Raw genomic sequence first — 24,773 nt, 5'->3', positions numbered from 1 at the left:
AGGCCAGTTGCCTGATACATCACAGGGAATTGCTGATATTTCAACCGGCTATTTTTAACGATTGTCTTCGACCATAAAAAAAGTCCTGAAGAATCTTCCGGCACATATCTTCTCTTATACCTGAAACTATCTCCACCCTGTGATTGAGCACCGGGTCCTGAAGTATCTGAAATACCGAGCCGCCTCCGCCGAACTTAGCATCATAGACACCAAAAACAACCCTTGGTATCCGTGCAAGGATAAGCGCGCCTGCACACATTACACACGGTTCAATAGTTACATAAAGGGTAATATCATTGAGCCGCCATCTGCCGAGCTTCTCCGCACACTCTCTTATAACAACCATCTCAGCATGGGCAGTCGGGTCATGCTGAGCCTCCCTCATATTATATCCCTTTGATATTATCTCTCCCTCGATCACAGCCACAGCGCCGACAGGAACATCCCCGCAGGAAACAGCAAGCCCCGCCTCTTGTAAGGCAACATCCATAAATCTTTCATGGGATGACTTTGATAGCTGGGATAACATCTGAGTGATGAGATTAGAAGAAAACTTTATCAGTGTCAAGAGATGAAGGAAAGACAGAAGCAAGAGGCAAGATGTAAGATAACAGAGAAAAATTCCCGAAAGGCCGTATAATCTTATTTCTAACTTCTAACTTCCCACTTCTTGCTTCATCCTCTTACCTATTTTACTTACTGACTCTTCTTGGCCGGCTTCAAGCAATCAGTTCTCCAAAGACAGCCGCCCTGGTCACAGAATCCATCTGCCGCAGTGCCGAAGCAATCAAAGTTCCCTTCTGTCCTCTGGATAGTCTTGATCATCTCTGCCTTAGGTCCAACTGCCGGTACTCCCATTTTCTGTGCAATCTTTTTTATCTCTTCTACCTTCATTAGCACCTCCCCTTTGGGTTATATATAAAAAAATAATATGAGTACTATACATCAGAGGTTACATTTCAGTCAAATCATAAAAAACAGGTAAGGGGTAATAGGCAATAGGTGACAGATGATGGGTTGTGGATGATAGGTAACAGGCTATTGATTAAAACACGGTTATCAGTACTACTCCAGCGACCATTAATACGCTGCCTGTCAATCTCTCGCCTGTGTGTTTTTCTCCAAAGAAAAGCCGGCCGTAGATAACGCTGAATATGAGGCTTGTCCTTTTGACGGAGATCATATATGCCACGTCTGCCATGCTGATGGCTGTAAAATGTGATAAGACCATTACAGCGATAAAGAAACCTATTCCGAGAAATATTAGAGGACGTGAGATTACCTTTTGAATCTCTCCTTTTTTAATAAGTATGATTGAAAAAACTATGGTTAGTATAAAAGGGTAGAAAGCGCCGAAGAATACAGGACTTGAATGTTGAATGGCAATCTTTCCAATAGTAGCTGTAACACTATAAATAAGTGCCACGATTATCATTAGTACAGAACCCTTTTCCCTTTTTATTGCCTTAATTGGTCCGAGTAATCCCTCCTTTGTTGCCCTGACATTCAGGATATATGCACCTGCAACTATCATAAATATTCCCAAAAGTCCTGACCTGTCAGGCAGTTCTCCAAGCATAAGGAATGCAGTAAATATAATAAATACAGGGCTTAATGCCATGAAGGGAATGGTGAGGGACAGCGGGGAAATCTTAATTGCCTTTACATAAAGGATAATGGCTGTTACTTCCATTGGGACAAGAAAGAGAAGGGACAGCCAAAAAGTCCTGTCAAGATGTGGAATATTTATAAATAAGAAGGAGAGGCTTAGAAAAGGGAGTGAATATCCCTGCCTTACCCAAGCAATGACAAGCTCATCAGTCCTGCCCATAGCCTTCTTGCTTATGGCATCTGCGGTTGCCAGTGTGAATGCAGCAAGGAGTGCAAAGAATACCCAGTGGTTCATTTGGGTATTACCTTATAGAAGGCAGGGGGGAGTGTCAAGGAATTATAGAATGACTAAGTTCAATCAACTTTTTCAACTCATCATCAGACATATTATTAAGATTTTTTAAGAATTGGTAGCGCAATGCATAATATTGGTTGGCATTTCTATCCGGTCTATCCGGCAAAGTCAGCAAGTCTTCAGGTGAAACACCAAGTACACTTGATATAAGCAGTATGGTACTCAGCCTTGGATCAGACTTTCCATTCTCCATATCCCTTATGTCATTTTCAGAAATCCCAACCATGCCGGCCAGTTCCTCTAAGGAAAGCATCTTCTGTTTTCTGAATATCCGGACCTGATATCCGAATCTTCTTAAAAAGTTATTCAAGCCCGGCATAATGATAATTAAATACAACAATTATTTAGTAAAAGTCAATGGCCAGGCACAAATCGGATGTTGTGGCTATTTCAGAGACCCGCTTGTATAGTTTGTCTGAAATCCATTTCATGTAATGATAATGCGGGGCGGTCAAATGTATAAGATAAGGGACCGGAAATTCATAGGCATAAAGATAAAAACACGGAGAAAAGACCTGAGTCTGTCACAGGAACGGCTGGCAGAAGAGATCGGCATTACCTATCAACAGGTACAGAGATATGAAAAAGGTACCAGCAATTTAAACACTGACAGACTGCAGGCAATAGCAAATATCCTTGATGTGCCTATAACATATTTTTTTGAAGAACAGGCCGGCAGCAAGATCATGGTTATGGAAAGGGAAAACCCCTACTTCTCCCCGCAGGAACGTCAATTAGTGGAAAATCTGAGAAAGATAGAAAATACCGAGTGCAGAGATTGCATGCTCACATTGGTGAAGCATGTTGCAGGAAAAAAGTAGTTCATTACCTCTTAGGGTCTGTCATAAAATAACCTATACATTTATGCATCTCATCTTCCGGCCATCTTTGTGTGCTCCTCAATCGCAACCCCTCAGCGTAGATTCAACTACGCCTCCGGGTTTGCTCAATCGGTCGCACTCAAATCTGACCGAAATCTGAGCGCCTAAATGCACAAGTTATTTCATGACAGACCCTTACCTGTCTAAACATTGCTAATCCAAACATGTAATACCAAACAAAAATTATATTATATTGACAGCCATAACAAGTTAATTTAAGTTAGGTAACACAATTACCAGGTGTTAATTTGAAAAGTATATCTGCAAAGCTAAGTTTATTACTTATCATCGCTGTTTTTGTGCCTCTTATTGTCTATGGAATATTGTCTATATGGACGTCAAGATACTTCAATGCAAATGTGGTTAAAGACGGCAATATTAATACAGCAAAGAGGGCGGCAGAAGAGATTGATTTATATGTTATCAACAGGGTGTCAATATTGAACGCCCTCCTGCAAAATCTGGGAAGGTTTCAGATCCCTATGCAAGAGCAAAAGATGATCCTGAGTAATTATCTATTAAACTTTCCGGAATTTAAATATATCTGTATTCTGGACCATCGGGGCAAAGAGTTGGTATCTGTCAATAAAAGCGGTTCTGAAATGGAGTTTAAGGGAACGGCATTCAAACGCGCATTTAAAGGTGAGGTATATAAATCAGAAGTATATCTTTCTAATGATAATGTCCCGCAGATAACTATAGCAGTTCCTGTAAAAAATCTTAATACAATCACGAAGGTTGCTGTTACTGATATAAGCCTTTTGCATCTGTGGAGTTTAGTGGAAAGTATCAGGATTGGAGAAAGCGGGTATGCCTTTGTTGTATCAGGGGACGGCACACTGATAGCACATGGTCGTGGTGGAAACAACAAAATTCCTGTACTTGCAAATAATACCCTTAGACGATTAAAGATAGTCAAAGATGTGTTAAAGGGAGGCTATTCAACTGATATATATAAAAACATGGAAGATAAGTATGTTATAGGTGTGGCAGCCCCGATTCCATCACTCGGCTGGGGAATAATTATTGAAGAACCTTTAAAAGAGGCTTATGCATCCTCGAGGAGCATGACAGTTCTTCTTAGTGTTATGATAATTTTATGTATAGCTGCTGCATCTTTTTTAGGATATTCCGGCAGCAGAAGATATATACTGGAACCGCTTCAGAACTTACTGGCCGCAACAAGGAGGGTCGCCGGTGGTAATGTTGAAGAGAAGGTTTCAATACAAACAGGTGATGAGTTTCAGGAGGTAGGCGAAGGGTTTAATAAGATGATGGTTGATCTCAAGGTTCTTCAGGAGGATATTAAACGGAACGAGAGGATCGCCTTTATGAATAAGATTGCCGCAGGTCTTGTTCATGATTTGAGGCACCCTGTCAGGAATATAGAGAATTGCAGTCGTCTTATGATAAAGATGTATGACAATGAAGAATGTAGAAATACGTTTAAAAAGGTTGTTACAAGAGAGTTTGCCAACATAAATCAGTTTCTTGATGACCTGATGGACTTATCTAAACCGGTTCAGATTATGCTAATCTCTGTAAATATTTGCAAAGAGGTAAAAGGCATTATTGAGATGTTCAGGGAAGAGATGGAAAATAAGGCGATAGTTGTTAAGGCAAATTGTCCCACTGAACCTATGAACGTCAAAGTTGATAAGTTTTTAATTGAGAGGGTATTTAAGAATATCATCCGCAATGCTATTGATGCAATGCCGGAGGGTGGTGAGCTTATTATATCGGTTAAATTATCCCATAATTTTCTTGATATTGAACTGCAGGATACCGGACAGGGTATTCCACCGGATAGACTAAAAGACCTCTTTACTGAATTTACGACTACAAAAGGAACCGGTTTAGGTCTTGGACTTGCTGTTACAAAGAGGATTATCGAAGCCCACAACGGGACAATTAAAATTAAGAGTACAGTTGGAGCCGGAACATCAGTCATTGTAAGGCTTCCGGCTTAATGCATTAATTCTATGAGGATTTTGCAAAAGTCCCAAAATGTTGTCATTCCCGCATGTTGTAAGCGGGAATCTATTGTTTTTTTTAACAGAAAATCATATCCGTCCCCGAATGTTGCTATCGGGGATAAAAGACTTCGGGGATGACAAATACTTTTGCAAGAGCCTCCTATGAGAAACTTACAGAACAGGAAGATATAATGAGCGGTAGCTGGGATTGTCCTCATGAAGTCAATAACAAGTGCCTGCGGGTACGCAATCACGACTGTGACCCTGGTATGAAAGGGTGCATCCTTGCCGGACGGTTTACATTCAGCAATCCGGCAAAAAATCTGCGGATTCACCCATCCATAAAAGAAAATAAAACCAAATCTTCAAATAGGAAAAATAAGACGCTGAAACAGAAAAATAGCCCATGATATATATACGCACAAATGAAGCTGAAAATTAACCACAGAGGCACAGAGGCACTGAGAAAAGATTAAAGATTTTAAATTTATGAATCTATGTGCCTCTGTGTTAGAAAATCGTATTTTCGGGTGAACTCCCATGAACCGAGGGTTCACAAAGGGCCATGAAAATCAGCGGGACAAGAAAGTCCCGCCTATCCTCAGGTTAGGCATGGATAGGCGGGTTCCCCCAAATTTACACATGGATAGGCGGGGTTTTCTTACCCCGCCGGAGGGGATTTTCGAGTGAACTCCTAACGCCTTCCCGATAAACCGTATCCCCCATCAACAACAAAATAGCATCCGGTTATAAATTCTGACAGGTCTGAGGCAAAAAATAAGACAACCTTTGCTATGTCATTCGGTGTTGCAAGGCGGCCAAGGGGTGTGGATTTTATAATTGCATCGTGGACGTGTTGAGGTGCGTTGGGTGTATGTGAGGTAAGGACAAAGTTAGGTGCAATCATGTTGACCCTTACCCCCATACATCCCGCCTCTACAGCAAGATTTCTTGTAAAACCCGTTAATGCAGATGCGGCTGTTACATAACTGCTGTAGCCGCTTACAGGATGCTCTGTCTGTGATGTAAGGATGTTGATGATTGAGCCGCCTTTACGCTGTTTACCCGAAAATTCCTCCGGCGGGGTAAGAAAACCCCGCCTATCCGGATATATATCAAGGATAGGTGGGACATTCTTGTCCCACTCATTTTCATTGTCCTTTGTGAGCGCCTCGCTCATGACCGGCTCCCGCATCATCTCTATAGCTTTCTTAGAACAGTAGAATGTCCCCTTCACCATAACGTCTATCTGCTCCTGATGTTCTTCCCATGTTATATCTTTGAGGAAGGTTCTTTTAAGAGGAAGGTGGGCATTATTAACAAGGATGTCGAGGTGGTTGAATCGTTCTTTGATAAAGCTGAAAAGAGCGTCTATGGAATCTTCATCAGAAAAATCTGTACTGAAAGTAACTGCTGTGCCGCCGCTTGAGATTATATCTTTGCATGTCTGCTCTGCAATTTCCCTGTTTTTGTTGTAATGAATAATTACTGATGCGCCGGCAGATGCCATGACTCGACAAATCGCACCACTGATCTCATTACTCCCGCCTGTAACAAGGGCTGTTCTCCCCATTAAATTTAAATCAATATCAGGCAGGCCTGAGGTCATCAATATCCTTTATCTCCTTCTCAATATATTTTTTGAGCCGCTTTATTATATTTGCCTCAAGCTGGCGAACACGCTCTTTCGATATTCCATAAAACTCACCAATTTCAAGGAGGGACTTTGGTTCTTCCGATAGTATCCTGTTCTGTAATATATTTAAGTCTCTCTCATTCATTGTCTTCATAAACTCTGCGACCTTCTCCTTGAAAAGGGCAGAGACCTCTTCATCTGCAAGCTTATCATCTATGGCAGGCTCATGTGATGGAATTATACTCATCAAAGATGTTTCTGAATCATCTTTAACCGGTTCATCCAGAGACATCTCACGGCTTCCGAGCCGCTGGTCCATCTCAATCACCTCTTTTTCCTTTACACCAAGGCCGCTTGCTATCAGTTTTGGCCCTGCCTCATATCCAAGCGACTCGAGCCTCGCCTTCTCTTTCATTAAATTAAAAAACAGTTTCCTCTGTGCCTGAGTTGTCCCTATCTTTACAAGCCTCCAGTTATTGATCAGGTATCTAAGAATATAGGCCCTCACCCACCACGCCGCATAAGTAACAAGCCGAATATCTCTGTAAGGGTCAAACTTCTTTACTGCCTGCATCAGCCCCAGATTTCCTTCCTGAATCAGGTCCATCATATTCATTCCAATATTTTTATACTCCATTGCAATAACAACAACTATCTTTAAATTTGCCATTACCAATCTGGATACAGCATCGAGGTCACCCTCTTCCCTGTATTTGACTGCAAGCCTGTGCTCTTCTTCTTTTGTCAGGAAGCGGTATTTCCTGACCTCTGCTAGGTAGTGTTGGAGGGGGTCATAAGTTACTAATGATCTGTCAGCCGCATGTTCATCTATACCGGCTATATAATCTATTCCATCAGAAAGCTCTATATCGGCATCGCCGGATTCAATATGTTTTCCAGTATGTTCTATAGAAAGATAATCAGGCTCTTCATCCTCTTCCTCCTCCTCATTATCTTCTTCAATCTCTTCTATCTCTTTTTCTTTGTCCATTATTTCTTAACCATGTCCACAGGGGTCAACTCCCCTAATATCTTTGCCATGACAATACCCTCCTTGTATTAGCAACCAAATTATATTATAATTTGAAACCTTTGTTAAGCCTAAAATAATCACAAGCAAGAAGGTAGATGAAAATAAGGCCCCCTCACCCGGACCCTCTCCCGCCAGGGGAGAGGGGGCTATGTTAATTCCCCCTCCCTTGACGGGAGGGGGTTAGGGGGAGGGTGAGCTATGGAGATTTTCGTATGAATATAGAAAGCCTGAAAGAAATAGCACGGACTATGCGCATAGACATTATCAATATGATTGCAGAGGCTAATTCCGGTCATCCGGGCGGCTCGCTCTCTGCTGTTGAGGTTATTTCATCTTTATATTTTAAGGAAATGAGGCATGACCCAAAAAATCCCACATGGCCTGACAGGGACCGTTTCATATTGAGTAAAGGTCATGCTGCACCGGCCTTGTACAGTGCACTGGCACGTTCAGGATATTTCAGCCCGGACTTGCTTTTAACATTAAGAAGATTCGGCAGTCCGCTTCAGGGACACCCTGAGGTAAGGCGGCTTTCCGGTATTGAGGCATCAACAGGTTCACTCGGTCAGGGGCTTTCAATCGGGCTTGGAATGGCGCTGGCAGGCAAACTGGATCAAAAGGATTACAGGGTTTATGTGATGATGGGAGACGGTGAATCGCAGGAAGGGCAGGTATGGGAGGCAGCCATGTCCTCGGCATACTATAAGCTGGATAATCTTACTGCAATAGTTGACAGCAACAGCCAGCAGCTTGATGGGTGGGTAAAAGACATCATGGAACTTGAACCTATCATAGACAAGTGGAAGGGGTTCGGCTGGCACGCTATAGAGATTAACGGGCATGATTTTCCTCAGATATTAAATGCAATTGCTGAGGCAAAGGCCACAAAAGGAAAACCGACAGTAATTATTTCAAAGACAATAAAAGGGAAGGGCGTGTCATTCATGGAACATAATGTAGAATTTCATGGCATGGCACCAACGAAGGAACAGAAGGAATTAGCATTGAAGGAGCTGGGGGGATAGAAGGAAGAAGTCAGAAGCAAGAAGTAAGACGTGAGACAAAAGACATTAGAAATAAGAAGGAAGATAAACAGGGGGTAACAGGAACGTGTCTTGTAAACGGGTTTATGGAATGGCAACGAGGGATGCTTATGGGAAGACTCTGGCAGAGCTGGGGAAGGAAAACCCTGCGATAGTTGCACTTGATGCAGACCTTTCCAAGTCAACAAAAAGTATTTTATTCGCCAAAGAATTTAAAGAGAGATTTTTTAATATGGGTATAGCTGAGGCAAATATGGTGTCAACTGCTGCCGGCCTTGCATCCTGCGGCAAGATACCTTTTGCATCCAGCTTTGCATCATTTCTGATATGTAAGACTTTTGATCAGCTCCGCATGAGCATTGCCAATCCGCACCTCAATGTAAAACTTGTCGGCTCTCACGGCGGGATAAGCATAGGTGAAGACGGTGCATCTCAAATGGGCGTTGAAGACATTGCATTAGCATGTTCATTGCCGGGTTTCGTAGTGATGGTACCGGCTGATGAACTTTCCACAAAAGAACTGGTCAGGTTAGCTGCCAAACATATAGGGCCGGTATATATAAGAACCGGGAGACCAAAGGCCCCTGTAATTTATCAGAATGGCGGGAATTTTGAGATAGGTAAGGCAAATATTATACGGGAAGGTATTGACATAACTGTTATTGCAAACGGACTGCTTGTACAGGAGGCTGTTGAAGCGGCATGTATATGCAGTGAAAAAGGGATAGATGTAAGGGTAATTGATATGCACACAGTAAAACCGATTGACGTAGATGCAATTGTACAGTCAGCACAAAATACCGGTGCAATCGTAACCGCTGAAGAACATCTATTATCAGGTGGTCTTGGCGCGGCCGTTGCACAGGTTGTTTCAGAACACTACCCTGTTCCAATGGGTTTTATCGGCCTTAAAGATACCTACGCAGAATCAGGCCAGCCGGATGAACTCTTCAAGAAATACGGACTCACCGCAGAACATATCGTAGATAAGATAGAAAAGACGGTTAAGAGGAAGTAGAAAAGTCAGGGTTCAAGGATTCAAGGGGTCGTGGGTTAAGGGGGCTTATTGTTCCTTCCACTGGAACCCTTGCCCCCTCGAATCCTTGAACCCTTTTTTAGAACGCTGTAAACATCATCAGAGTAGTAAGCTGGTCACCATCAGCCGCCTTTTTCGCTGCATCATACGTATCTCCGCCGTAGGTTGTATGGTTAAGCTGGAACTGAATGTTTTGCTCTACCTGATATAATGCACCAAGTAAAATACCATTGTTGCTTTTCCCGCTTTTATCCCCTGCCCTGTAAGCTGCAGTTAAGGATACTTTACCTGGTAGTACCCCAATCTCTCCGGCAACGGAAAAGGCAGATGTATCATCAGTTGTACTGCTGTTAAATATGTTTGTTGTTCCTCCGGATTTGTCTGCTTTAGCATAAGTAAAATATACACCTAACGGCATAGAGCCAACCATGCCCTGTGCCTGAGCATCAACTGCCATAGCCTTCGCATCTTCTTCTCCCCCTCCGGTTGCATCCCTGCTAACTGTCCCGGTCCAGTACTGTATTCCTGCACCAACGTCCCAAGGACCAAGAGTTGGAGTAGCAACAGCACGAAGGTAATATGCAGGGCTGTTTACAGCCACTGAGCCATGATTAGGTGTCCAGAGTGTGGCATTTACAAAACCCATATTGTTAGAAGCAACAAATGCCACACCTTCTGCTGCCCCGTCTGTTCCGACAAACTGTTGAGCAGACAACTCTTTTCTGTGTTCCATAATACGCACATTTCTGACTGCGCCGGTATTCAGGAGTTCAAAACCAAATGAGGGTCCAAGTCCGTCTGTTATAAATGGAATAATACTAAATTTGGAACTTGCGACATCATACACAAAAGGCATTTTAAATGATGCAAACATTGGATCCGCCCCATTAGAAATTTGCCCCTCAAGCACAAATCCTACATTTTCACCTACACGACCGCCCAAAAATAGAGACGCCTCATCTGGAAACTGTAATTCTCCCATATTTGTACCGGTCGCTGAATCTCCATTCGTCTTCTGGTATCTTACCTTAACCACTACGGATGCATTAACTACACTCGGAAGTGACAGCATGTCCCCTTCAACCATGCTCTGTCCCCCAATCATGGTGTACCCACCGGACTTGAATGCCCTGCCGAATGCATTCAAAGCAGGAAAATGCTGGAAGTGACAGGATGAACAGGAAAGCCCTGTCTGCCTTGCAAATGCAGGGACTGCCTGAGCAACATCAGGCACAACATAAGAGAAACCAAACAACAACAAAAAAATAAATCCCAATATACCACCTTTTTTTCTCATAATATTCCTCCCTTTCTTTGAATTAATAATAAAAAAATACACAGGGTAAGCTATCTATCCTGCATGCCCACAACTATTTAGTTTTTATCTGGTAAGACTTTGAAGTGTTTACTAATATCGAGATGAAATATAAAATGACGAAAAAAATATAGCAGGTTTATTCTGCAATGTAAATAAAAAAGTTAAAATATGTCTGAGTTACACTTATGTATGCAACACAGACTTCTATTTCCATCCGAGCTGTTTCCGTGCCCAGTCTGTCATCCTATCAGGAGTCCATGCGGGTTCCCACACCAATTCGACATCCACTTTTTCAACACCGGGTAGTTGTTTTACCGCCTCTTCAGCCCCTTTTGATATGCTTGCATGAAGGGGACATCCTGCAGTAGTCATAGTCATTTTGATATGGACATCACCGTTTTCTTCGGACTTCACATCATATACAAGGCCAAGGTCTACTATATTGAGACCGAGTTCAGGGTCCAGTACATGTTTTAATGCAGTTAATATTAGATTTTCTGATACCATTTTGCCCTCACGTTTTAGCATTGTTTCCCCCCTCACCTTTATCCTATCCCTGTGATGGTGATGATATTTCCCTCCCTTTCAAGGGGAGGGTCAGGGTGGGGATGGGGTTATTTCCTTGTAAAAACCATCAGCATATTATATCCGAACAACAGTGATGCGATGAACATAATAGCTGTACCGAGACCGACTACAATCTGATTGCCGATTAGAAGACCTGCTATCACAGCCGGTACTCCAATATTTATAAGATAGAACTGGATATTCCCGAGACGTTCTGAAAACATATCTTTAAGTAGAGGCACCTTCTCCTTCCCTACCTTGTCGCTGTATTTGTGAAACCAGACAAGGAAAGGGACTACCTTATACATCATGCCTATAACCAGAAAAGTTATACAGCCGAATACCACTGTAAAACCGTATATCAATACAAACCGCTGTCTCATTGCAGGTAAAGCGTGGCTGAGTGCTATGTAGACTCCAACTACTGTCGCTAATGGAATATAGCCATAAGCAAGAACTGCATAGCGAAGGCCAAGGTCCATTGCCTTCCGCATCCTCCCCTTTATAATAAGCACCACCTGATAGGAGAACATAAACAGACCGGCAGCAATTATTAACGAACTGTAAAGAGGCATATCAAAAAGAAACTCAATCACAACTCCCAATATGCCGGCATTAACAAGCCCGAATGCCGTCCAGCCAGGCCATGTCTTATATGAATAAGATAATGTGAACATCGGGAGTAGTCTGTATGAAACGCCCATTATAACCATAGAAAACCACCCTGCAAATCCTAATGCCGCATGGAGTGCAAGATAGTGTAGGTGGTTGCCTCTTATAAATGGGTTACCAAGATTAATACCAAGTAACAGACCTACAGTTGCAACTATGCCGAGATATGTAATTGCAGCAATAATATGGGCTGAGCTTATGTTGATACTCCTGACCTTTTTCAGAGTCAGACCAATATTAATGACAAACAGGATGATTGCAACATAAGCTGTTCCTGCAGCAGAGAGCATACCGGAACCTCTGGTTGCAAAAAGCCAGAAGTGTCCGGCAATGCCTGATACACCCAATAAAAATAACCATAATCCCCAGCGTGCCATCCGCACACTAAATAGTGATGTCTCGAGGATAACAGGGACAAGTTGTGTCATTGCACCCATAATAATCATTGTTGCCCATCCGAGCACGGCTATATGGGCAAAGGCCAGGAGTCTCGGCTGGAAATGATACCCTTGTATATACTGATAGCTTAACAGCATCATCCCGTTCAATAGTATAAATGTTATTGTTGCGGCAATAAAATACTGTTTTACTACACTGAACGGCGGTGAATATGGTGTTGCAATGTTACCTGAAAATGGTGTACTCATAATTAAAAATTACCTCTATGCCTTCTTTGTGATCCTTACCTTGTAGTATCCTTCTGTGACCTTCTCTGCCGATGCCTCATATCCAAGATGCTCCAGCTTATCGTAAAGCATTAACGGCTCACGGTGATGATGCACAAGCAATAAGTCTCCGGCACCAATCTTAGGCAATGTCTCCAATATCATCACCATTGGTTCCGGCGGTTCAAGCCCCCTTACATCTATCTCTACTGTATTTCCACCTAATGTACATGCACTTTCGCTTTGTACGCTTGCCGCTTCTGACCCTGATGTTGATTCCTGATAAAAATAGATGTGCCACACACCTGCCTTGTTTTCTGTAGTATGGTCATACCCCTTCATCTTCATAACCGTATAAAGGGGGACCGGTTCAAAGCCGTTAATCAGGTGCAGAACATCTCCTTCTTTAATGCTGTTTACTGCGGTCATGATGGTCTTGAAAGGGTCGCTACCTGAATTCACCTCTGCCCTTACATCAAGTTCAACCACGTTTTTGTTTAAGAAATCCATTTTAATTTATCTCCCCCTCACCCCCCGATAAATACTTCGGGGGCAAGCTCTGACCCTCTCCCCAAAAGGGGAGAGGGATCTATGTTTAAAGATGTTCAATCTCAACCTTCCATATCTCAGGCCCTTCTTCCATATATTTCCATCCGTATTTACCGGGCCTTTCAAACTCAAACTGGTATCTCAGCGGTTTTGGATCATGGTCATTGATAATCAACAACACCTCTCCTGTTTTGAGAGAATCAAAGGTCTCAAATATTTTAGGATGTTTCCACTGTGGAGGAATATATCTTACGTCAAGCTCTACTACCCTTCTTTCATCTGACATTTTAAATCTCCTTTCGTTTGTTATGAAGTTAAGTCCTGTTAATCAACAGAACTGTTGAGGGCCTGCAGTAATGAACCCAGCTCTGCCTTGTCTTCTTTAACAGCCTGTTCAAGTGTCCTGGTTCCGCCGCAGCAGGTATCAATATTAAATTTATTTAGAATTGCCGAACTTTTTGGATAGAGTTTTAAAATCTGGTTGATTGTCATCTCTTTGCTAATCTCTGCCATTTTTTCTAACCTCCTTTATATTTTAAAAGTTATCATACACATATTTCTCAAACAATGACGTAAATCATATTTAGGGTTCATCCGAAAATACCTCCGGCGGGGTAAGAAAACCCCGCCTATCCATTTCTATGAGGATAGGCGGGACATTCTTGTCCCGCTGATTTTCATGCACCTTTGTGAACACCCCGCTCACGATTATTCATCTTCAATATCTCCTGCTAACTTACTAAGCATATCCGGCTTCAATATCGTGATATATCCTTTCTTGCTTTCAATTATCCCATCTTTCTGGAACCGGCTCATTATTCTTATTGTTGTCTCTATCGTTGTTCCTACCATGCTCGCAATATCTTTTCGGGTAAGATGTAATTCAATATTCTGCCTGCCTTCCACATTGACTTTACTTGCAAGGTTCATTAAGGTACTGGCTATCCTATGTTCTACACGGGTTGTTAATGATACATTGAACTTGTCAACAAACTCTCTCTGCATCTTACCGATATCTCCAATAAGCTTAATGGTTATGTCAGGTCTCTTACCGAAGAATTCAAGGCAATCGGTGTAATATATTTTTAATATGGCGGTTTGCCCCATTGAGATTGAAGATGCCGGATAAGGCCGTCTGTCAAAGACAGGCATTGCACCGAATATCTCTCCCAGTTTGAAAATCCTGAGTATAGTCTCTTTCCCTTCCTCCTGTTGTTTTAAAACCTTTACATTACCCTCTTTAACTATACAAAGCCAGTCAGGAGAGTCCCCTTCGTAAAATATGTATTCGCCATTTTTATACGTGAACTCATCTGAAATATCTGATAGCTTGAATATTTCAGCATCAGTGAGTGTAGAAAAGATAGATAATGATTTTAAAAATTCTTTTTTGGAGGCCATAGCATTATTTTTTGACATTCATAGTCAAAATCTACAATACATTGAATTCTTTTTTCGGGAACAGAGTATACTCTGTTTTGGATTTAAAGGAAAGAAATTATAACAGGGGAGATTCTTTAATTTACAGGAGATTCTTCTTCATCTTCTGAAGGACTATCAAAACCGGCTGAAAGTTTTTTAATAAGCTCTTTTACTTCCTGCTGTGACAGGGTAAAGTAGAGCGGGCTTAACTTCAGTGTCTCTTCTATTAATTCCATCTCATTAACCTCCTTAGGAGATATATGCGGACGTTAATATATTAAGCTGTGCCGGTATAAGGCTGAATAAAAACAGGTAATTCTCTATGTGAACCAACCATCTTACGAATAAGTGCCAACGTTTCCTGCGGCGGTAAATGCATCTCAAGACTTATCAGATATGTACGAACGATCTCATTCATTCTGTATTCCTCCCTAAGAAGTATTTAATAATATAATTATGCATTTATTATGCCATTTATGGATGTCGTAAATGCCGCATTTATAATTATCAGTAACTACTTGTTTTAATTGAACAATTTAAAGTTATATATCTTTAAGATACAAACCGTAAAGGAAGGAACAACTGTGTAGAAAAAACGCATGTAAATAAGTGTGACAAATATGTAACAGTTTATACAAGAGAGGAGAAAAACTGAAACCCCATCCCCACCCCCCGATTACTACTTCGGGGGCAGGCTCTGACCCTCCCCTTCATAGTGTCGGGGAGGGAATTATGTGCATGGTGGGCATGGAAATGTTTATCCGTTAGTTAGTATCTATTACCTCTAACCTCTTACCTATTGCCTGTCTTTAAATCATTGCCAACGCCCCGCCTGCTTTGAGCATCGGGATGTCTTTCTCTGTGAATGCAGGCTTTAACTTAATCTCTGCGGCCCCGTTTATAACCAGCGATAATTCAGATGATATGTCACTTGTCTTTATTGAGACCTTATCCCCCTGCTTTATCTTCCCGTAATCATCCGGATTGGCAAATGTAAGGGGAAGTATGCCGAAGTTGATCAGGTTTGCAAGATGTATCCTGGCAAATGACTTGGTAATAACAGCCTTAACACCAAGGAACATCGGACACAGCCCTGCATGTTCACGACTGGAACCCTGTCCGTAGTTTTCTCCGCCCACAATAAATCCATACCCGCCGCTGTCACGCAATGCCTCAGCGCGGTTTGCAAACGTAGGGTCAACCTGAACAAATGTTGCCTTACGGGCATACTCAGGGACATTAGATCTGAGCGGCAGATATTTACCGGCCGGCTGTATATGATCAGTTGTAATGTTATCAGGAAGATACAATAACACCTCACCGGAGACTGCTTCTGGAAGCGGTCTGAATTCCGGAAGCGGTGCAATATTGGGACCGCGTACAACCTGTACCTCTTTTGCAGCCTCTTCTGGAAGAGGCGGTATAATCATGCGGTCATCAACAACGGGAGATGTAATCTTAACTGATGGAACTATTCCAAGCTTGCGGGGGTCTGTCATAACACCTGTGATTGCGCAAGCTGCTGCTACCTCAGGGCTGACTAAATATGCCTTTGCGGTTTTAGTACCGGTTCTGCCTGCAAAATTCCTGTTAAAGGTTCTTACAGTCACACCGTCACTCGGAGGTGCGCCTCCCTGTCCGATGCATGGACCGCATGTTGCTTCCAGTATACGTACACCGGAGGCTATCAGCATCGAAAGATGACCTGACTTCTCTATCTGCTGATATACCGCCCTTGAACCAGGGGAGACAGTTACAGAAAGTCCCGGATTCACAACCTTGTCTTTTAATAATTCAGCAAAAATAGCCAGGTCTCGGAATGAACTGTTTGTACAGCTTCCAACAGCAACCTGATTCACCTTCATACCTGCAAGTTCCTCAACGGTTTTGACATCTCCAGGACTTGGGTCAACCGCCAATAGTGGAACTAAAGAAGATAAATCAATTTCTATATTATCGCTGTACACTGCATCATTATCAGCCGCCAAAGGAACATACTGATTACCGCGATTCTGGCTTTCAAGCCATCCCTTTGTAATATCATCACTTGGGAAAACCGAAGTTGTTGCACCTGTCTCAGCACCCATATTAGTAATAGTGGCACGCTCAGGAACACTGAGTGTTGCAACACCGGGGCCTGAATATTCAAACACCTTTCCTACTCCTCCTTTAACCCCGACTCTTCTCAAAAGCTCAAGAATCACATCCTTTGCAGAAACCAGAGGCGGTAGTTTTCCTGACAGACGCACATTTACCACTTCAGGCATCTTCAGGCCGAACGGCTTACCGGCCATTGCAAATGCCACATCAAGGCCGCCGGCGCCTATTGCAATCTGGCCGACGCCTCCGCCTGTTGGTGTGTGGCTGTCTGAACCGAGGAGTGTAGTTCCCGGAACTCCGAAGCGCTCTAAGTGAATCTGATGACAGATACCATTGCCAGGCCTTGAAAAGTAGATGCCGTATTTTGCCGCAATACTCTGAAGGAACAGGTGATCATCAGGATTCATGTAATCTACCTGCAATGTGTTATGGTCTACATAACTTACAGACAGCTTTGTCTTTACCCTCGGTACACCCATTGCCTCAAATTGCAGATATGCCATAGTCCCTGTTGCATCCTGAGTAAGGGTCTGGTCAATCCGTATAGTAATCGCCTTACCGGTCTCCATTTCTCCTGATGCCAGATGTTCTTTAAGAATCTTCTGGGTTATATTTGCTCCCATATTGTTCTCCTTTCTATTAATATAAATTTTTCTTTGTTTACAAGGTTTCAAAAAAGCGGAGGACCGTCGGTGACTTCTACCCTTTCTACTCTTTTTAACCTTTTTGAAGGAACTAAATTTTAATAAATTTAGGTGGTTGTGTCAATAAGAATTAAAAGACCATGCAGGCTGGAAAATTTGGTGTCCCCAAGGGGATTTGAACCCCTGTTTGCGCCGTGAAAGGGCGACGTCCTGAGCCGAGCTAGACGATGGGGACGTAACAGGCTTCGTAAAAACTCCATCTGCGGCGTTGCACTTCATCCTTCGTCATTGCAGCGTCCAAACAAAGTACGCCTCATTCCTCAGGATTCCCGCGCCTTGCACATGATTTTTTTACGAAGCCTTCAGTTTTCTAAACTGATGAGCCGCGATGGATTCGAACCATCGACACCCGCCTTAAAAGGGCGGTGCTCTACCAACTGAGCTAGCGGCCCAACTAATTATTCAGAACATATATATTTATCATCTTGGCATATCTCCTGTCAATCAATTTTTAAAATTTATATTTTACGTGCTTCAATCGCCGGGTTATTTATTGTATAATCTAAAGCTGACATGAATAAAGAAAAGCAATCCATATTATACATCTGGCTGCCGTGTAAGAAGATATACCCTGTTGGACCTACCTATCTATCAAATTATATCCATACAAAACGGCCGCATATCAGACAGCGTATATTAGACCTTACTCAGATAAATAAGAAAGAGAGGAGTACTGCCATACATGATATGGTGGAGGCATTTAAGCCGGATGTTATCGCTTTTACTTGGCGGGATATTCAGATATACGCACCTCATGAAGAAGATAGGTCACTTGAGCTTGCCTTTGATTTCTATTATTCAAAGAATTTATTCAGAAGACTGGCGGCCAGTATCAAAGGGATCAGCATGGTCTTTAATTATGAAAACAGTATCAGAGAGAAATTCATATTGATTAAGGATACGATGAATGCCTTTCCCGGCAAGACAATATTACTGGGAGGAGGGGCTATGAGCGTATTCTCAAATGAGCTTATATCCAGACTTCCTGAGGGTATCACAGGTATTATTGGTGAAGGAGAAGATGCCTTGCTTGCTGCAGCAGACGGGACTGATATTAATAAACACAGGGTAATCTATAAAGAAGACGGGATAATTAAATCAGGGAAACAGGCAAGACCTGTATCAATAGAAGATATTGAGATTGATTACAGATACATTCAGACTATTTTCCCGGAGGTTAAAACCTATTTCGGAGAGGCGATAGGGGTTCAGACAAAGAGGGGATGCCCGTATCACTGTGAATTCTGCCTGTATAACTATATAGAAGGAGAACATGTCCGCTTCCGTAATCCTGATTCAATAATAAAAGAGATTGAGTATCTATACTCTAACTGGAATGTCCGGAAAATTTGGTTTGCAGATGCACAGTTTATCCCAGGCAGTACGGCAATCCCTCAATGCACAGCCATATTAAAGAATATAATAAATAAAGGTCTGCCGATAGAATGGAGCGGTTATGTCCGCACAAGCCTTGTAACGCCTGAACTTGCAAAACTGATGGTCGCTTCAGGCGTAGGCGACCTTGAGATATCCATAACATCAGGCTCTCAGAAGGTATTAAATGAGATGAGTATGGGGTTTAAACTTGAAAATCTATACGAAGGATGCAGGTATCTGAAAAAGGAGGGTTACAGGGGAAAGGCCACACTGAACTATTCAATAAATGCCCCCGGAGAGACACGAGAAACCCTTTTAGAGACTATAAATTCATATAAGACTATTGAAGGCATAATGGGAAAAGGACAGGCAAAACCTATGATATTCTTTCTCGGTATACAGCCGCATACAAAACTGGAAGGCCGTCTTATTCAGGCCGGCTATCTCAGTAAGTCTTACAATCCTATTTCACTCAATCCTTTTTCTATTAAAAAGTTGTTGTATAACCCGCCGCCGTTGGATAAACTGATTGCACGCTCATGCCTTTCCGCATGGAAGGAAAAAGGGGACAGCGGGGAGAAAATCATGCTTAATATTGAAAAGGCACTTAAACGCACTTCTTAGGGTAGAAAAAGCATACAGTTTATGCTAAATTTAAGTTAACAAAAGTAAGGGATCCAAAGAAAGGGAAAATAACATGTCAAAGAAAACCATACTGGTTGTTGATGATGAGGAACACATAAGATTATTATACAAGGAAGAATTTGAAGAAGAAGGATATAATGTATTGACAGCAGGCAATGGGGATGAGGCCCTTTTACAGGTAGAAAAGGGGTCACCGGACATTGTAACCCTTGACATCAAGATGCCCGGCGTTGATGGGATCACACTTGCCCGGAAGATTAAAGAAATAAAAAATGATGTACCATTAATATTTGTAAGCGCTTATGAAGATTACAAACAGGACTTCGGGACGTGGGCATCAGACGCCTATTTTGTTAAGTCCGCCAATCTTGCAGAATTGAAGACCATTGTAGCAAATATACTTAAAGGAGCAAAGGCCATCTAAACATTATAGGTTAAAAAAGAAATACTGTAGCAGCAATTACAGTAGTATAACCGAAACCGCTTTTAACGATTGCTGATTGAGTAATGTTTGTTGTCCTTACTATCCGGTCGCTGATCCGGTAGACCTCTTTCTTTTCATCCCAGCTTTTATCTTCATCAAACTCTATACCAAGTGTAGACGCAAGCATGGCTGCGGCAAGGTCTTCGGCATAATCGCCTGCTATCTTGTCGCTCTGACCATACGCATGGTGTTCACTGAGATAACCATAAGCATTTTTATCAGTAGGGATTGCACACCCCACAGAGGCTGCTATAAGCCTGTGCGGCTCATTGCTTGCACAACGGCTGAGGACTACATAAGTAATCATACCTGCCTCTAAAGCCTTCTTACCTTCATTTATGGAAACGATCTTGCAAAGAGGGGGAAGTATACTTGAAACCTGCACCAAATTACACTTTTCTATCTTTGCATCACGCAGGGCAAGCTCAAAGGACCTCAGTTCTTCCTTGTGTGTCCCTACACCTTTTGTAAAAAAAACTCTTTTAGGTACATATAGCATTTTAGTCTCCCTTATTTCGATTCAGCTAAAAATCCCCATAGCTCACCCCCACCCTAACCCTCCCCCCTCAAGGGGGAGGGAATTCGTAGAGTAACCTAACCCTCTCCTTTAAGGGGAAGAATTCGTAGCAATATAGCCTCTTGCTTCTATCTTCTAGCTTCTTCCTTATAGCCTATAGCTTATAGCTTATAGCTTCTTCCTTCTTGCCTCTAGCTTCTTGCCTCTTGCCTCTAACTTCTTCCTTCTAACTTCTTACCTCTGCTCACCGCTTACCGTTAGAGTATATCCCATCAACTTATACAATAACTTCGCTGTTAGAAAATCTGATGCCGGTTGCCCTGCTATGGGTGATAATTCCATGGCATCAAAACCAATAATATTACACCTCTCACAAACCTTTTTTAATAACCGTATAACCTTGTACCAGTCAAGCCCTCCAGGCTCCGGTGTACCTGTTGCCGGCATGTAGGCAGGGTCAAACGCATCCACATCAATTGTTATATATACACTACCCGTGAGATGTGATGCAGCATCTTCCATCCAGTCATCTGAATCAATTATATTTGCTGCATAATAAGTAAAGATGTTTTCTGCCTTTTGAAGAAACTCCGCCTCATCCTTGCTCATACTGCGAATCCCGACCTGTACTATCTTTAACCCCAGTTCATGAACTCGGCGCATTACACATGCATGACTTAGCCCTAATCCCTGGTACTCTTTTCTAAGGTCAGCATGTGCATCAAACTGTAACACAGAGAAGTCTTTATACTTCTCCTTCAAAGCCTTGACCACCCCAAAGGTAACAGAGTGCTCACCGCCGATTGTCACAGGTATCTTTCCGGCACTTATAATGTCAGAAGCGACCTTCCGTATCCTTTCGATCGTTTCCTCAGAATCAAGAGAAACTTCAAGTTGACCCAGTGTATGGATTCCTGCATCACAAGGCTCTATATTTAGTTCCTCATCATAAAGCTCCATATATGCAGATGCCTCTATGGCTGCCTTTGGTCCTTTTTTTGTTCCCGGTTGAAATGATGTGGTATGGTCAAAAGGGACAGGTAATACTACAAAGCGGGATTTGTCCCAGTCTGATATCTCAGGAGGAATTCCTCCGAAATTTGAATTTACAAAAAGAGAATCGTTGCCCAATTTATAATAAAAACCTCCATTATATATAACGTATGCGGATTAAATGGGCTGTATAATTAACACAGCGGAAAATATTAGTCAAGAACTCTTTTTAAATCCGTTTCAAATCTTCTATCTTATTTTTTTCCAGGACTTTCAGGAGGTCCGGCCTGGTTCTTTTTGCAATAGGTTCTTTATACTTTTGGGCTGTTGCAGTTACTATTAATGGCAGGGCTATTGTAGAATCACAGTAGACTGTTACCATCCTGGCATCCTTCTTAATCTTCCCCCAGGACTTGGCCTCGTCAAATGTGCATCCGCTTAATCCTCCCCAATGCGGGGCATCTGCAGTAATCTGTATGGCATACTCATGACCTTCAACATTTGCATCCCACATGCCGGCAGTTACCTCCATCTGCTGAATAAAGTTCTTTGGTGTACCGCCGCCTATGTAGATAACACCTGTCTCTTTTGCCTTCATAGATAGTATCGCTGTCTCCTGCACATCAGCGACAACATCAAATAGAAACTTTTTTCCCTTTGTCCTTCCTGCCAAACCGATGCCTATAGACGAATCCCCGATGGCAGGGCAGTAGATTGGGACACCTGCCTTGTATGCCGCTGTAACAATCCCTTCCCTGTTTGTCTCATTTGATATTTTTTGGCCTAGCAGGTATAAAAACTCTCTCGTGGTGTAAGGCCGGTCTAAATCCAGTGTATCAGCAAAGTGACCTACATAATCATCAAGTGTCCTGAATTCTGATTCAGAGGCAAATACATCATAAATCCTGTCCACCCCCTCTTCCTGAAGAAGGACATCATCTATAAATGCATTACCCTGATAGTGGAAACGGCCGAGTGATTCATGCATGTCATGAAACAGGTTGGCCCCTGTAGAAACGAGGCAGTCAATAAGACGGTTCTGAATAAGATATACAATAATATTCCTCATTCCGGCAGGTATCATTGCTCCTGCTACACCAAGGAATATAGTTACCTTTTTTTTGAGCATCGCCCCCCATACATCAACTGCAACTGCAAAATTCTTTCCCTGAAACGCAGTCTGGGACATTGCAGTCAATGCATCAGCAACACTTCTGTCTTCTTTTATTTCAAACGGGATAGTGGGGTGTTTTAGCAGTTTTGAATGTTTCAAGTCATATACCTTCCGAAGTCTTCAGGCTTCAAGTTTTTTAACCATTGATCTAAATTTTCAGAGTTACGTTTATCCATCACCTCTTCAGATACAAAGATTGGTGCATTTGCCCTTAATGCAATAGCTATTGCATCACTGGGTCTTGAATCAATCACCACCTCAGACCCATGAGATAACAGGTGTATTTTGGAAAAATATGTATTTTCCTGCAGATTATTGATAACCACGCTGATAACTTTTACGTTTAATGTATCAAGCATATTCTTAGTAAGGTCATGGGTCATAGGTCTCGGAGGTATTATCCCTTCCAGCACAAAACATATTGCATTTGCCTCAAACTTACCTATCCAGATCGGCAAAATCTCCTTATCCATTTCATCATTAAGGATTACAATATACATGTTTGTATGCGGGTCAAACACTAAACCCCTTACCTTCATCAGATACATATTAACTCCTTTATAGCCCAATGGACCTCCGGGGGGCCTTCGTACCGCGGGGTATTCTGGAATGATGAGATATTAACATATCAGTTTTCTCAAGGCAATACAATTTTACGAAGACCATTTTATGAAAAACTATCCCCCACCGGAATAACCTTACTCAATAACAAAGGGGATTATAATCTTTGCTGTATGCAGTACCTCAGAGTTTTTCTTCTCGCCTTCGTTATCTTCTGTAGGAAAATAATAGGCTGCTAATTTGAAATGGTATCCGCTTATTGTTCCTGAAATAGTATTATCAGGGCTGGTTGCCCATGCCGTTGATCGGCGATTCTCATTCACAGCTATCACTATCTGCAACTCATCAGGATACATGTGAATAATGTCATCCTCACTTAACGATACATCAGCCCGTACATCCCGGTACATCGTGTGTGAATGAAAATCCCCTATCATATCGAGCTTAGGAAAGTTATTCAGTACCTCCTGAATAATCTTCCACTTATCACTCCTAAGCTCTATCCACTTATGTCCCCTTCTTGCACTCTGATATGGGACTGCATGTTCAACAATATACTTTTGCGGTGTCTTATATCCAAGCAGGAGACCGAAACACTCTTTTTTATACACCTCAACAGAGGACAGTATAAGCCCCATGAATACATTTTCGCTTAAATATACCTCTACGTCTCCCTTTTTAATTGCCATAACTCGGGATAAAACCTACTTTCTCTTTCTTCTCTCTATCCTTGATCTTTTAAGCAATTTCTTGTGCTTATGCTTTCTCATCTTCTTTTTTCTTTTTTTAACTACACTGCCCAATATCACACCTCCTTCATAAGTTGTTGCTGAAAAATCGGGGTATTTTTGAGCAACAACTTCAGATTAAACTCATTATTAACAATCAAAATCCACGTTTATTATACATAAAGAGGGAAAAGTTTCAATGTATTTTTGGATTTCACTATTCTTAACACCAAAGTGACCTATTCTAAAACCATTTGCCTTCGCCATTTAACTCCCCTCCTTTTGTTCAATTTGTTATTTATAATTTCATCTTGACCTGCTTAATCGCATAAAAATTGAGGCGAATAAACGGGATAATCTTATCATAGATATATGGGGAAATATGGGGGATAAAAGAATAAAAAAGGCGAATTGGATTACACTTGTAAAACCCGATTATCATGACAACAGTATTGCAAATACGGATTTTTTGAATTTCAGAAGCCCTAACAGGTTCTCCTCAATGGTACCTTTGGATATAAAATTTATAATATTTACAGGCTTATGCTGCCCGAGGCGGTGTATACGTGCTATACGCTGCTCTAAAACAGCGGGGTTCCATGGGATGTCCATATTTATAAGGAAAGAAGCGCTCTGCAGATTCAGACCTACGCCGCCTGCATCTGTTGAGAGAAAGACCATGCAGTTCTCATCATCCCTGAAATTGGTCAGCAGGTCCTTACGTTT

Annotated in this window: 31 protein-coding genes and 2 tRNA genes; 8 read left to right on the top strand and 25 right to left on the bottom strand. The window is 42.1% G+C overall.

Annotated elements, in window-relative coordinates:
* Positions 1 to 40 precede the first annotated feature (40 nt).
* From HZA08_11980 to HZA08_11965, 4 genes are all read right to left on the bottom strand, one after another.
* Positions 41 to 529 carry a nucleoside deaminase gene (locus HZA08_11980; protein MBI5194141.1) on the bottom strand — a complete coding sequence of 163 codons (489 nt, stop codon included), beginning with the start codon at positions 527 to 529 and terminating at the stop codon, positions 41 to 43.
* 167 nt (positions 530 to 696) lie between these two features.
* The gene (locus tag HZA08_11975) at positions 697 to 894 is read right to left on the bottom strand and encodes an SAP domain-containing protein (GenBank protein ID MBI5194140.1); all 198 of its coding nucleotides are present in this window, start codon (positions 892 to 894) and stop codon (positions 697 to 699) included.
* A gap of 151 nt (positions 895 to 1,045) precedes the next feature.
* Positions 1,046 to 1,906: an EamA family transporter gene (locus HZA08_11970; GenBank protein ID MBI5194139.1), complete on the bottom strand. Its 861-nt coding sequence runs from the start codon at positions 1,904 to 1,906 to the stop codon at positions 1,046 to 1,048.
* A 34-nt stretch (positions 1,907 to 1,940) separates the two neighbouring features.
* Positions 1,941 to 2,285 carry a helix-turn-helix transcriptional regulator gene (locus tag HZA08_11965; GenBank protein ID MBI5194138.1) on the bottom strand — a complete coding sequence of 115 codons (345 nt, stop codon included), beginning with the start codon at positions 2,283 to 2,285 and terminating at the stop codon, positions 1,941 to 1,943.
* Positions 2,286 to 2,421: 136 nt separating this feature from the next.
* Here HZA08_11965 and HZA08_11960 point away from each other — a divergent pair, with 136 nt between their 5' ends.
* The 4 genes from HZA08_11960 to HZA08_11945 all read left to right on the top strand — a co-directional run bounded on the left by HZA08_11960 (position 2,422) and on the right by HZA08_11945 (position 5,513).
* Positions 2,422 to 2,787 (top strand): helix-turn-helix transcriptional regulator, encoded by a 366-nt coding sequence (locus tag HZA08_11960; GenBank protein MBI5194137.1) that lies wholly within the window; start codon positions 2,422 to 2,424, stop codon positions 2,785 to 2,787.
* Between the two features lie 308 nt (positions 2,788 to 3,095).
* Positions 3,096 to 4,817 carry a sensor histidine kinase gene (locus HZA08_11955; protein MBI5194136.1) on the top strand — a complete coding sequence of 574 codons (1,722 nt, stop codon included), beginning with the start codon at positions 3,096 to 3,098 and terminating at the stop codon, positions 4,815 to 4,817.
* 197 nt (positions 4,818 to 5,014) lie between these two features.
* Positions 5,015 to 5,233, top strand: a complete 219-nt coding sequence (locus HZA08_11950; GenBank protein ID MBI5194135.1) for a hypothetical protein — start codon at positions 5,015 to 5,017, stop codon at positions 5,231 to 5,233.
* A 130-nt stretch (positions 5,234 to 5,363) separates the two neighbouring features.
* The gene (locus HZA08_11945; GenBank protein MBI5194134.1) at positions 5,364 to 5,513 is read left to right on the top strand and encodes a hypothetical protein; all 150 of its coding nucleotides are present in this window, start codon (positions 5,364 to 5,366) and stop codon (positions 5,511 to 5,513) included.
* A 4-nt stretch (positions 5,514 to 5,517) separates the two neighbouring features.
* Here HZA08_11945 and HZA08_11940 read toward each other — a convergent pair whose 3' ends face one another.
* Complete coding sequence (locus HZA08_11940; GenBank protein MBI5194133.1) at positions 5,518 to 6,435, bottom strand: SDR family oxidoreductase; 918 nt, start codon at positions 6,433 to 6,435, stop codon at positions 5,518 to 5,520.
* Positions 6,413 to 7,450 (bottom strand): RNA polymerase factor sigma-32, encoded by a 1,038-nt coding sequence (locus tag HZA08_11935; GenBank protein MBI5194132.1) that lies wholly within the window; start codon positions 7,448 to 7,450, stop codon positions 6,413 to 6,415. Before HZA08_11935 ends, HZA08_11940 begins: the two co-directional genes overlap by 23 nt.
* Positions 7,451 to 7,704: 254 nt before the next feature.
* Here HZA08_11935 and HZA08_11930 point away from each other — a divergent pair, with 254 nt between their 5' ends.
* Entirely contained in the window at positions 7,705 to 8,517 is an 813-nt protein-coding gene (locus HZA08_11930; protein ID MBI5194131.1) for a transketolase, read from the top strand.
* Positions 8,518 to 8,626: 109 nt separating this feature from the next.
* Positions 8,627 to 9,553 carry a transketolase family protein gene (locus tag HZA08_11925; protein ID MBI5194130.1) on the top strand — a complete coding sequence of 309 codons (927 nt, stop codon included), beginning with the start codon at positions 8,627 to 8,629 and terminating at the stop codon, positions 9,551 to 9,553.
* 97 nt (positions 9,554 to 9,650) lie between these two features.
* On the opposite strand, the gene HZA08_11920 is transcribed toward HZA08_11925, so the two are convergent.
* The 12 genes from HZA08_11920 to HZA08_11865 form a co-directional block, all read right to left on the bottom strand.
* On the bottom strand, positions 9,651 to 10,868 hold the full coding sequence (locus HZA08_11920; protein ID MBI5194129.1) for a hypothetical protein: 1,218 nt from the start codon (positions 10,866 to 10,868) through the stop codon (positions 9,651 to 9,653).
* Between the two features lie 225 nt (positions 10,869 to 11,093).
* Positions 11,094 to 11,396 carry a metal-sulfur cluster assembly factor gene (locus HZA08_11915; GenBank protein MBI5194128.1) on the bottom strand — a complete coding sequence of 101 codons (303 nt, stop codon included), beginning with the start codon at positions 11,394 to 11,396 and terminating at the stop codon, positions 11,094 to 11,096.
* Between the two features lie 107 nt (positions 11,397 to 11,503).
* Positions 11,504 to 12,775, bottom strand: a complete 1,272-nt coding sequence (locus HZA08_11910) for a cbb3-type cytochrome c oxidase subunit I (GenBank protein ID MBI5194127.1) — start codon at positions 12,773 to 12,775, stop codon at positions 11,504 to 11,506.
* Positions 12,776 to 12,790: 15 nt separating this feature from the next.
* On the bottom strand, positions 12,791 to 13,303 hold the full coding sequence (locus HZA08_11905; protein ID MBI5194126.1) for a DUF2249 domain-containing protein: 513 nt from the start codon (positions 13,301 to 13,303) through the stop codon (positions 12,791 to 12,793).
* 85 nt (positions 13,304 to 13,388) lie between these two features.
* Positions 13,389 to 13,628, bottom strand: coding sequence for a DUF2249 domain-containing protein (locus tag HZA08_11900; protein MBI5194125.1), 240 nt, complete (start codon positions 13,626 to 13,628; stop codon positions 13,389 to 13,391).
* Positions 13,629 to 13,666: 38 nt separating this feature from the next.
* Positions 13,667 to 13,855 (bottom strand): DUF542 domain-containing protein, encoded by a 189-nt coding sequence (locus HZA08_11895; GenBank protein MBI5194124.1) that lies wholly within the window; start codon positions 13,853 to 13,855, stop codon positions 13,667 to 13,669.
* A 195-nt stretch (positions 13,856 to 14,050) separates the two neighbouring features.
* A complete protein-coding gene (locus tag HZA08_11890; GenBank protein MBI5194123.1) occupies positions 14,051 to 14,761 on the bottom strand; it encodes a Crp/Fnr family transcriptional regulator in 711 nt (236 codons plus the stop codon).
* Positions 14,762 to 14,859: 98 nt separating this feature from the next.
* On the bottom strand, positions 14,860 to 15,000 hold the full coding sequence (locus HZA08_11885; GenBank protein MBI5194122.1) for a hypothetical protein: 141 nt from the start codon (positions 14,998 to 15,000) through the stop codon (positions 14,860 to 14,862).
* 41 nt (positions 15,001 to 15,041) lie between these two features.
* Positions 15,042 to 15,182: a hypothetical protein gene (locus HZA08_11880; GenBank protein MBI5194121.1), complete on the bottom strand. Its 141-nt coding sequence runs from the start codon at positions 15,180 to 15,182 to the stop codon at positions 15,042 to 15,044.
* A 391-nt stretch (positions 15,183 to 15,573) separates the two neighbouring features.
* Entirely contained in the window at positions 15,574 to 17,487 is a 1,914-nt protein-coding gene (locus tag HZA08_11875; protein MBI5194120.1) for an aconitate hydratase, read from the bottom strand.
* A gap of 178 nt (positions 17,488 to 17,665) precedes the next feature.
* Positions 17,666 to 17,743 (bottom strand) — tRNA-Glu (locus HZA08_11870).
* A 144-nt stretch (positions 17,744 to 17,887) separates the two neighbouring features.
* Positions 17,888 to 17,960: transfer RNA gene (locus HZA08_11865), tRNA-Lys, on the bottom strand.
* A gap of 121 nt (positions 17,961 to 18,081) precedes the next feature.
* Here HZA08_11865 and HZA08_11860 point away from each other — a divergent pair.
* Both HZA08_11860 and HZA08_11855 read left to right on the top strand, forming a co-directional pair.
* A complete protein-coding gene (locus HZA08_11860) occupies positions 18,082 to 19,569 on the top strand; it encodes a radical SAM protein (GenBank protein ID MBI5194119.1) in 1,488 nt (495 codons plus the stop codon).
* A 73-nt stretch (positions 19,570 to 19,642) separates the two neighbouring features.
* Positions 19,643 to 20,014, top strand: coding sequence for a response regulator (locus HZA08_11855; protein MBI5194118.1), 372 nt, complete (start codon positions 19,643 to 19,645; stop codon positions 20,012 to 20,014).
* A gap of 10 nt (positions 20,015 to 20,024) precedes the next feature.
* Here HZA08_11855 and HZA08_11850 read toward each other — a convergent pair whose 3' ends face one another.
* From HZA08_11850 to HZA08_11820, 7 genes are all read right to left on the bottom strand, one after another.
* Complete coding sequence (locus HZA08_11850) at positions 20,025 to 20,573, bottom strand: arginine decarboxylase, pyruvoyl-dependent (protein ID MBI5194117.1); 549 nt, start codon at positions 20,571 to 20,573, stop codon at positions 20,025 to 20,027.
* Positions 20,574 to 20,825: 252 nt separating this feature from the next.
* A complete protein-coding gene (speB, locus tag HZA08_11845) occupies positions 20,826 to 21,722 on the bottom strand; it encodes an agmatinase (protein ID MBI5194116.1) in 897 nt (298 codons plus the stop codon).
* A 91-nt stretch (positions 21,723 to 21,813) separates the two neighbouring features.
* A complete protein-coding gene (locus tag HZA08_11840) occupies positions 21,814 to 22,857 on the bottom strand; it encodes a deoxyhypusine synthase (protein MBI5194115.1) in 1,044 nt (347 codons plus the stop codon).
* Positions 22,854 to 23,306 (bottom strand): bifunctional nuclease family protein, encoded by a 453-nt coding sequence (locus tag HZA08_11835; GenBank protein ID MBI5194114.1) that lies wholly within the window; start codon positions 23,304 to 23,306, stop codon positions 22,854 to 22,856. Before HZA08_11835 ends, HZA08_11840 begins: the two co-directional genes overlap by 4 nt.
* A gap of 150 nt (positions 23,307 to 23,456) precedes the next feature.
* Entirely contained in the window at positions 23,457 to 24,008 is a 552-nt protein-coding gene (locus HZA08_11830; protein MBI5194113.1) for a hypothetical protein, read from the bottom strand.
* Positions 24,009 to 24,023: 15 nt separating this feature from the next.
* Entirely contained in the window at positions 24,024 to 24,122 is a 99-nt protein-coding gene (locus tag HZA08_11825) for an AURKAIP1/COX24 domain-containing protein (GenBank protein ID MBI5194112.1), read from the bottom strand.
* 363 nt (positions 24,123 to 24,485) lie between these two features.
* On the bottom strand, positions 24,486 to 24,773 hold a 288-nt coding region (locus tag HZA08_11820; GenBank protein MBI5194111.1), incomplete at its 5' end, for an SWF/SNF helicase family protein.

This window comes from Nitrospirota bacterium, assembly GCA_016212215.1.
Lineage (GTDB): Bacteria > Nitrospirota > 9FT-COMBO-42-15 > HDB-SIOI813 > HDB-SIOI813 > JACRGV01.
Note: the sequence above shows the minus strand (reverse complement) of the source record. Positions and strands in the feature narration are given on the sequence as shown.

Bases quoted from the DNA above. Each gene is read 5' to 3' on its own strand.
- HZA08_11980 (MBI5194141.1), bottom strand. From the start codon at position 529: ATGTTATCCCAGCTATCAAAGTCATCCCATGAAAGATTTATGGATGTT.
- HZA08_11975 (MBI5194140.1), bottom strand. From the start codon at position 894: ATGAAGGTAGAAGAGATAAAAAAGATTGCACAGAAAATGGGAGTACCG.
- HZA08_11970 (MBI5194139.1), bottom strand. From the start codon at position 1,906: ATGAACCACTGGGTATTCTTTGCACTCCTTGCTGCATTCACACTGGCA.
- HZA08_11965 (MBI5194138.1), bottom strand. From the start codon at position 2,285: ATGCCGGGCTTGAATAACTTTTTAAGAAGATTCGGATATCAGGTCCGG.
- HZA08_11960 (MBI5194137.1), top strand. From the start codon at position 2,422: ATGTATAAGATAAGGGACCGGAAATTCATAGGCATAAAGATAAAAACA.
- HZA08_11950 (MBI5194135.1), top strand. From the start codon at position 5,015: ATGAGCGGTAGCTGGGATTGTCCTCATGAAGTCAATAACAAGTGCCTG.
- HZA08_11945 (MBI5194134.1), top strand. From the start codon at position 5,364: ATGAACCGAGGGTTCACAAAGGGCCATGAAAATCAGCGGGACAAGAAA.
- HZA08_11935 (MBI5194132.1), bottom strand. From the start codon at position 7,450: ATGGACAAAGAAAAAGAGATAGAAGAGATTGAAGAAGATAATGAGGAG.
- HZA08_11930 (MBI5194131.1), top strand. From the start codon at position 7,705: ATGAATATAGAAAGCCTGAAAGAAATAGCACGGACTATGCGCATAGAC.
- HZA08_11925 (MBI5194130.1), top strand. From the start codon at position 8,627: ATGGCAACGAGGGATGCTTATGGGAAGACTCTGGCAGAGCTGGGGAAG.
- HZA08_11920 (MBI5194129.1), bottom strand. From the start codon at position 10,868: ATGAGAAAAAAAGGTGGTATATTGGGATTTATTTTTTTGTTGTTGTTT.
- HZA08_11915 (MBI5194128.1), bottom strand. From the start codon at position 11,396: ATGGTATCAGAAAATCTAATATTAACTGCATTAAAACATGTACTGGAC.
- HZA08_11910 (MBI5194127.1), bottom strand. From the start codon at position 12,775: ATGAGTACACCATTTTCAGGTAACATTGCAACACCATATTCACCGCCG.
- HZA08_11905 (MBI5194126.1), bottom strand. From the start codon at position 13,303: ATGGATTTCTTAAACAAAAACGTGGTTGAACTTGATGTAAGGGCAGAG.
- HZA08_11900 (MBI5194125.1), bottom strand. From the start codon at position 13,628: ATGTCAGATGAAAGAAGGGTAGTAGAGCTTGACGTAAGATATATTCCT.
- HZA08_11895 (MBI5194124.1), bottom strand. From the start codon at position 13,855: ATGGCAGAGATTAGCAAAGAGATGACAATCAACCAGATTTTAAAACTC.
- HZA08_11890 (MBI5194123.1), bottom strand. From the start codon at position 14,761: ATGTCAAAAAATAATGCTATGGCCTCCAAAAAAGAATTTTTAAAATCA.
- HZA08_11885 (MBI5194122.1), bottom strand. From the start codon at position 15,000: ATGGAATTAATAGAAGAGACACTGAAGTTAAGCCCGCTCTACTTTACC.
- HZA08_11880 (MBI5194121.1), bottom strand. From the start codon at position 15,182: ATGAATGAGATCGTTCGTACATATCTGATAAGTCTTGAGATGCATTTA.
- HZA08_11875 (MBI5194120.1), bottom strand. From the start codon at position 17,487: ATGGGAGCAAATATAACCCAGAAGATTCTTAAAGAACATCTGGCATCA.
- HZA08_11860 (MBI5194119.1), top strand. From the start codon at position 18,082: ATGAATAAAGAAAAGCAATCCATATTATACATCTGGCTGCCGTGTAAG.
- HZA08_11855 (MBI5194118.1), top strand. From the start codon at position 19,643: ATGTCAAAGAAAACCATACTGGTTGTTGATGATGAGGAACACATAAGA.
- HZA08_11850 (MBI5194117.1), bottom strand. From the start codon at position 20,573: ATGCTATATGTACCTAAAAGAGTTTTTTTTACAAAAGGTGTAGGGACA.
- HZA08_11835 (MBI5194114.1), bottom strand. From the start codon at position 23,306: ATGTATCTGATGAAGGTAAGGGGTTTAGTGTTTGACCCGCATACAAAC.
- HZA08_11830 (MBI5194113.1), bottom strand. From the start codon at position 24,008: ATGGCAATTAAAAAGGGAGACGTAGAGGTATATTTAAGCGAAAATGTA.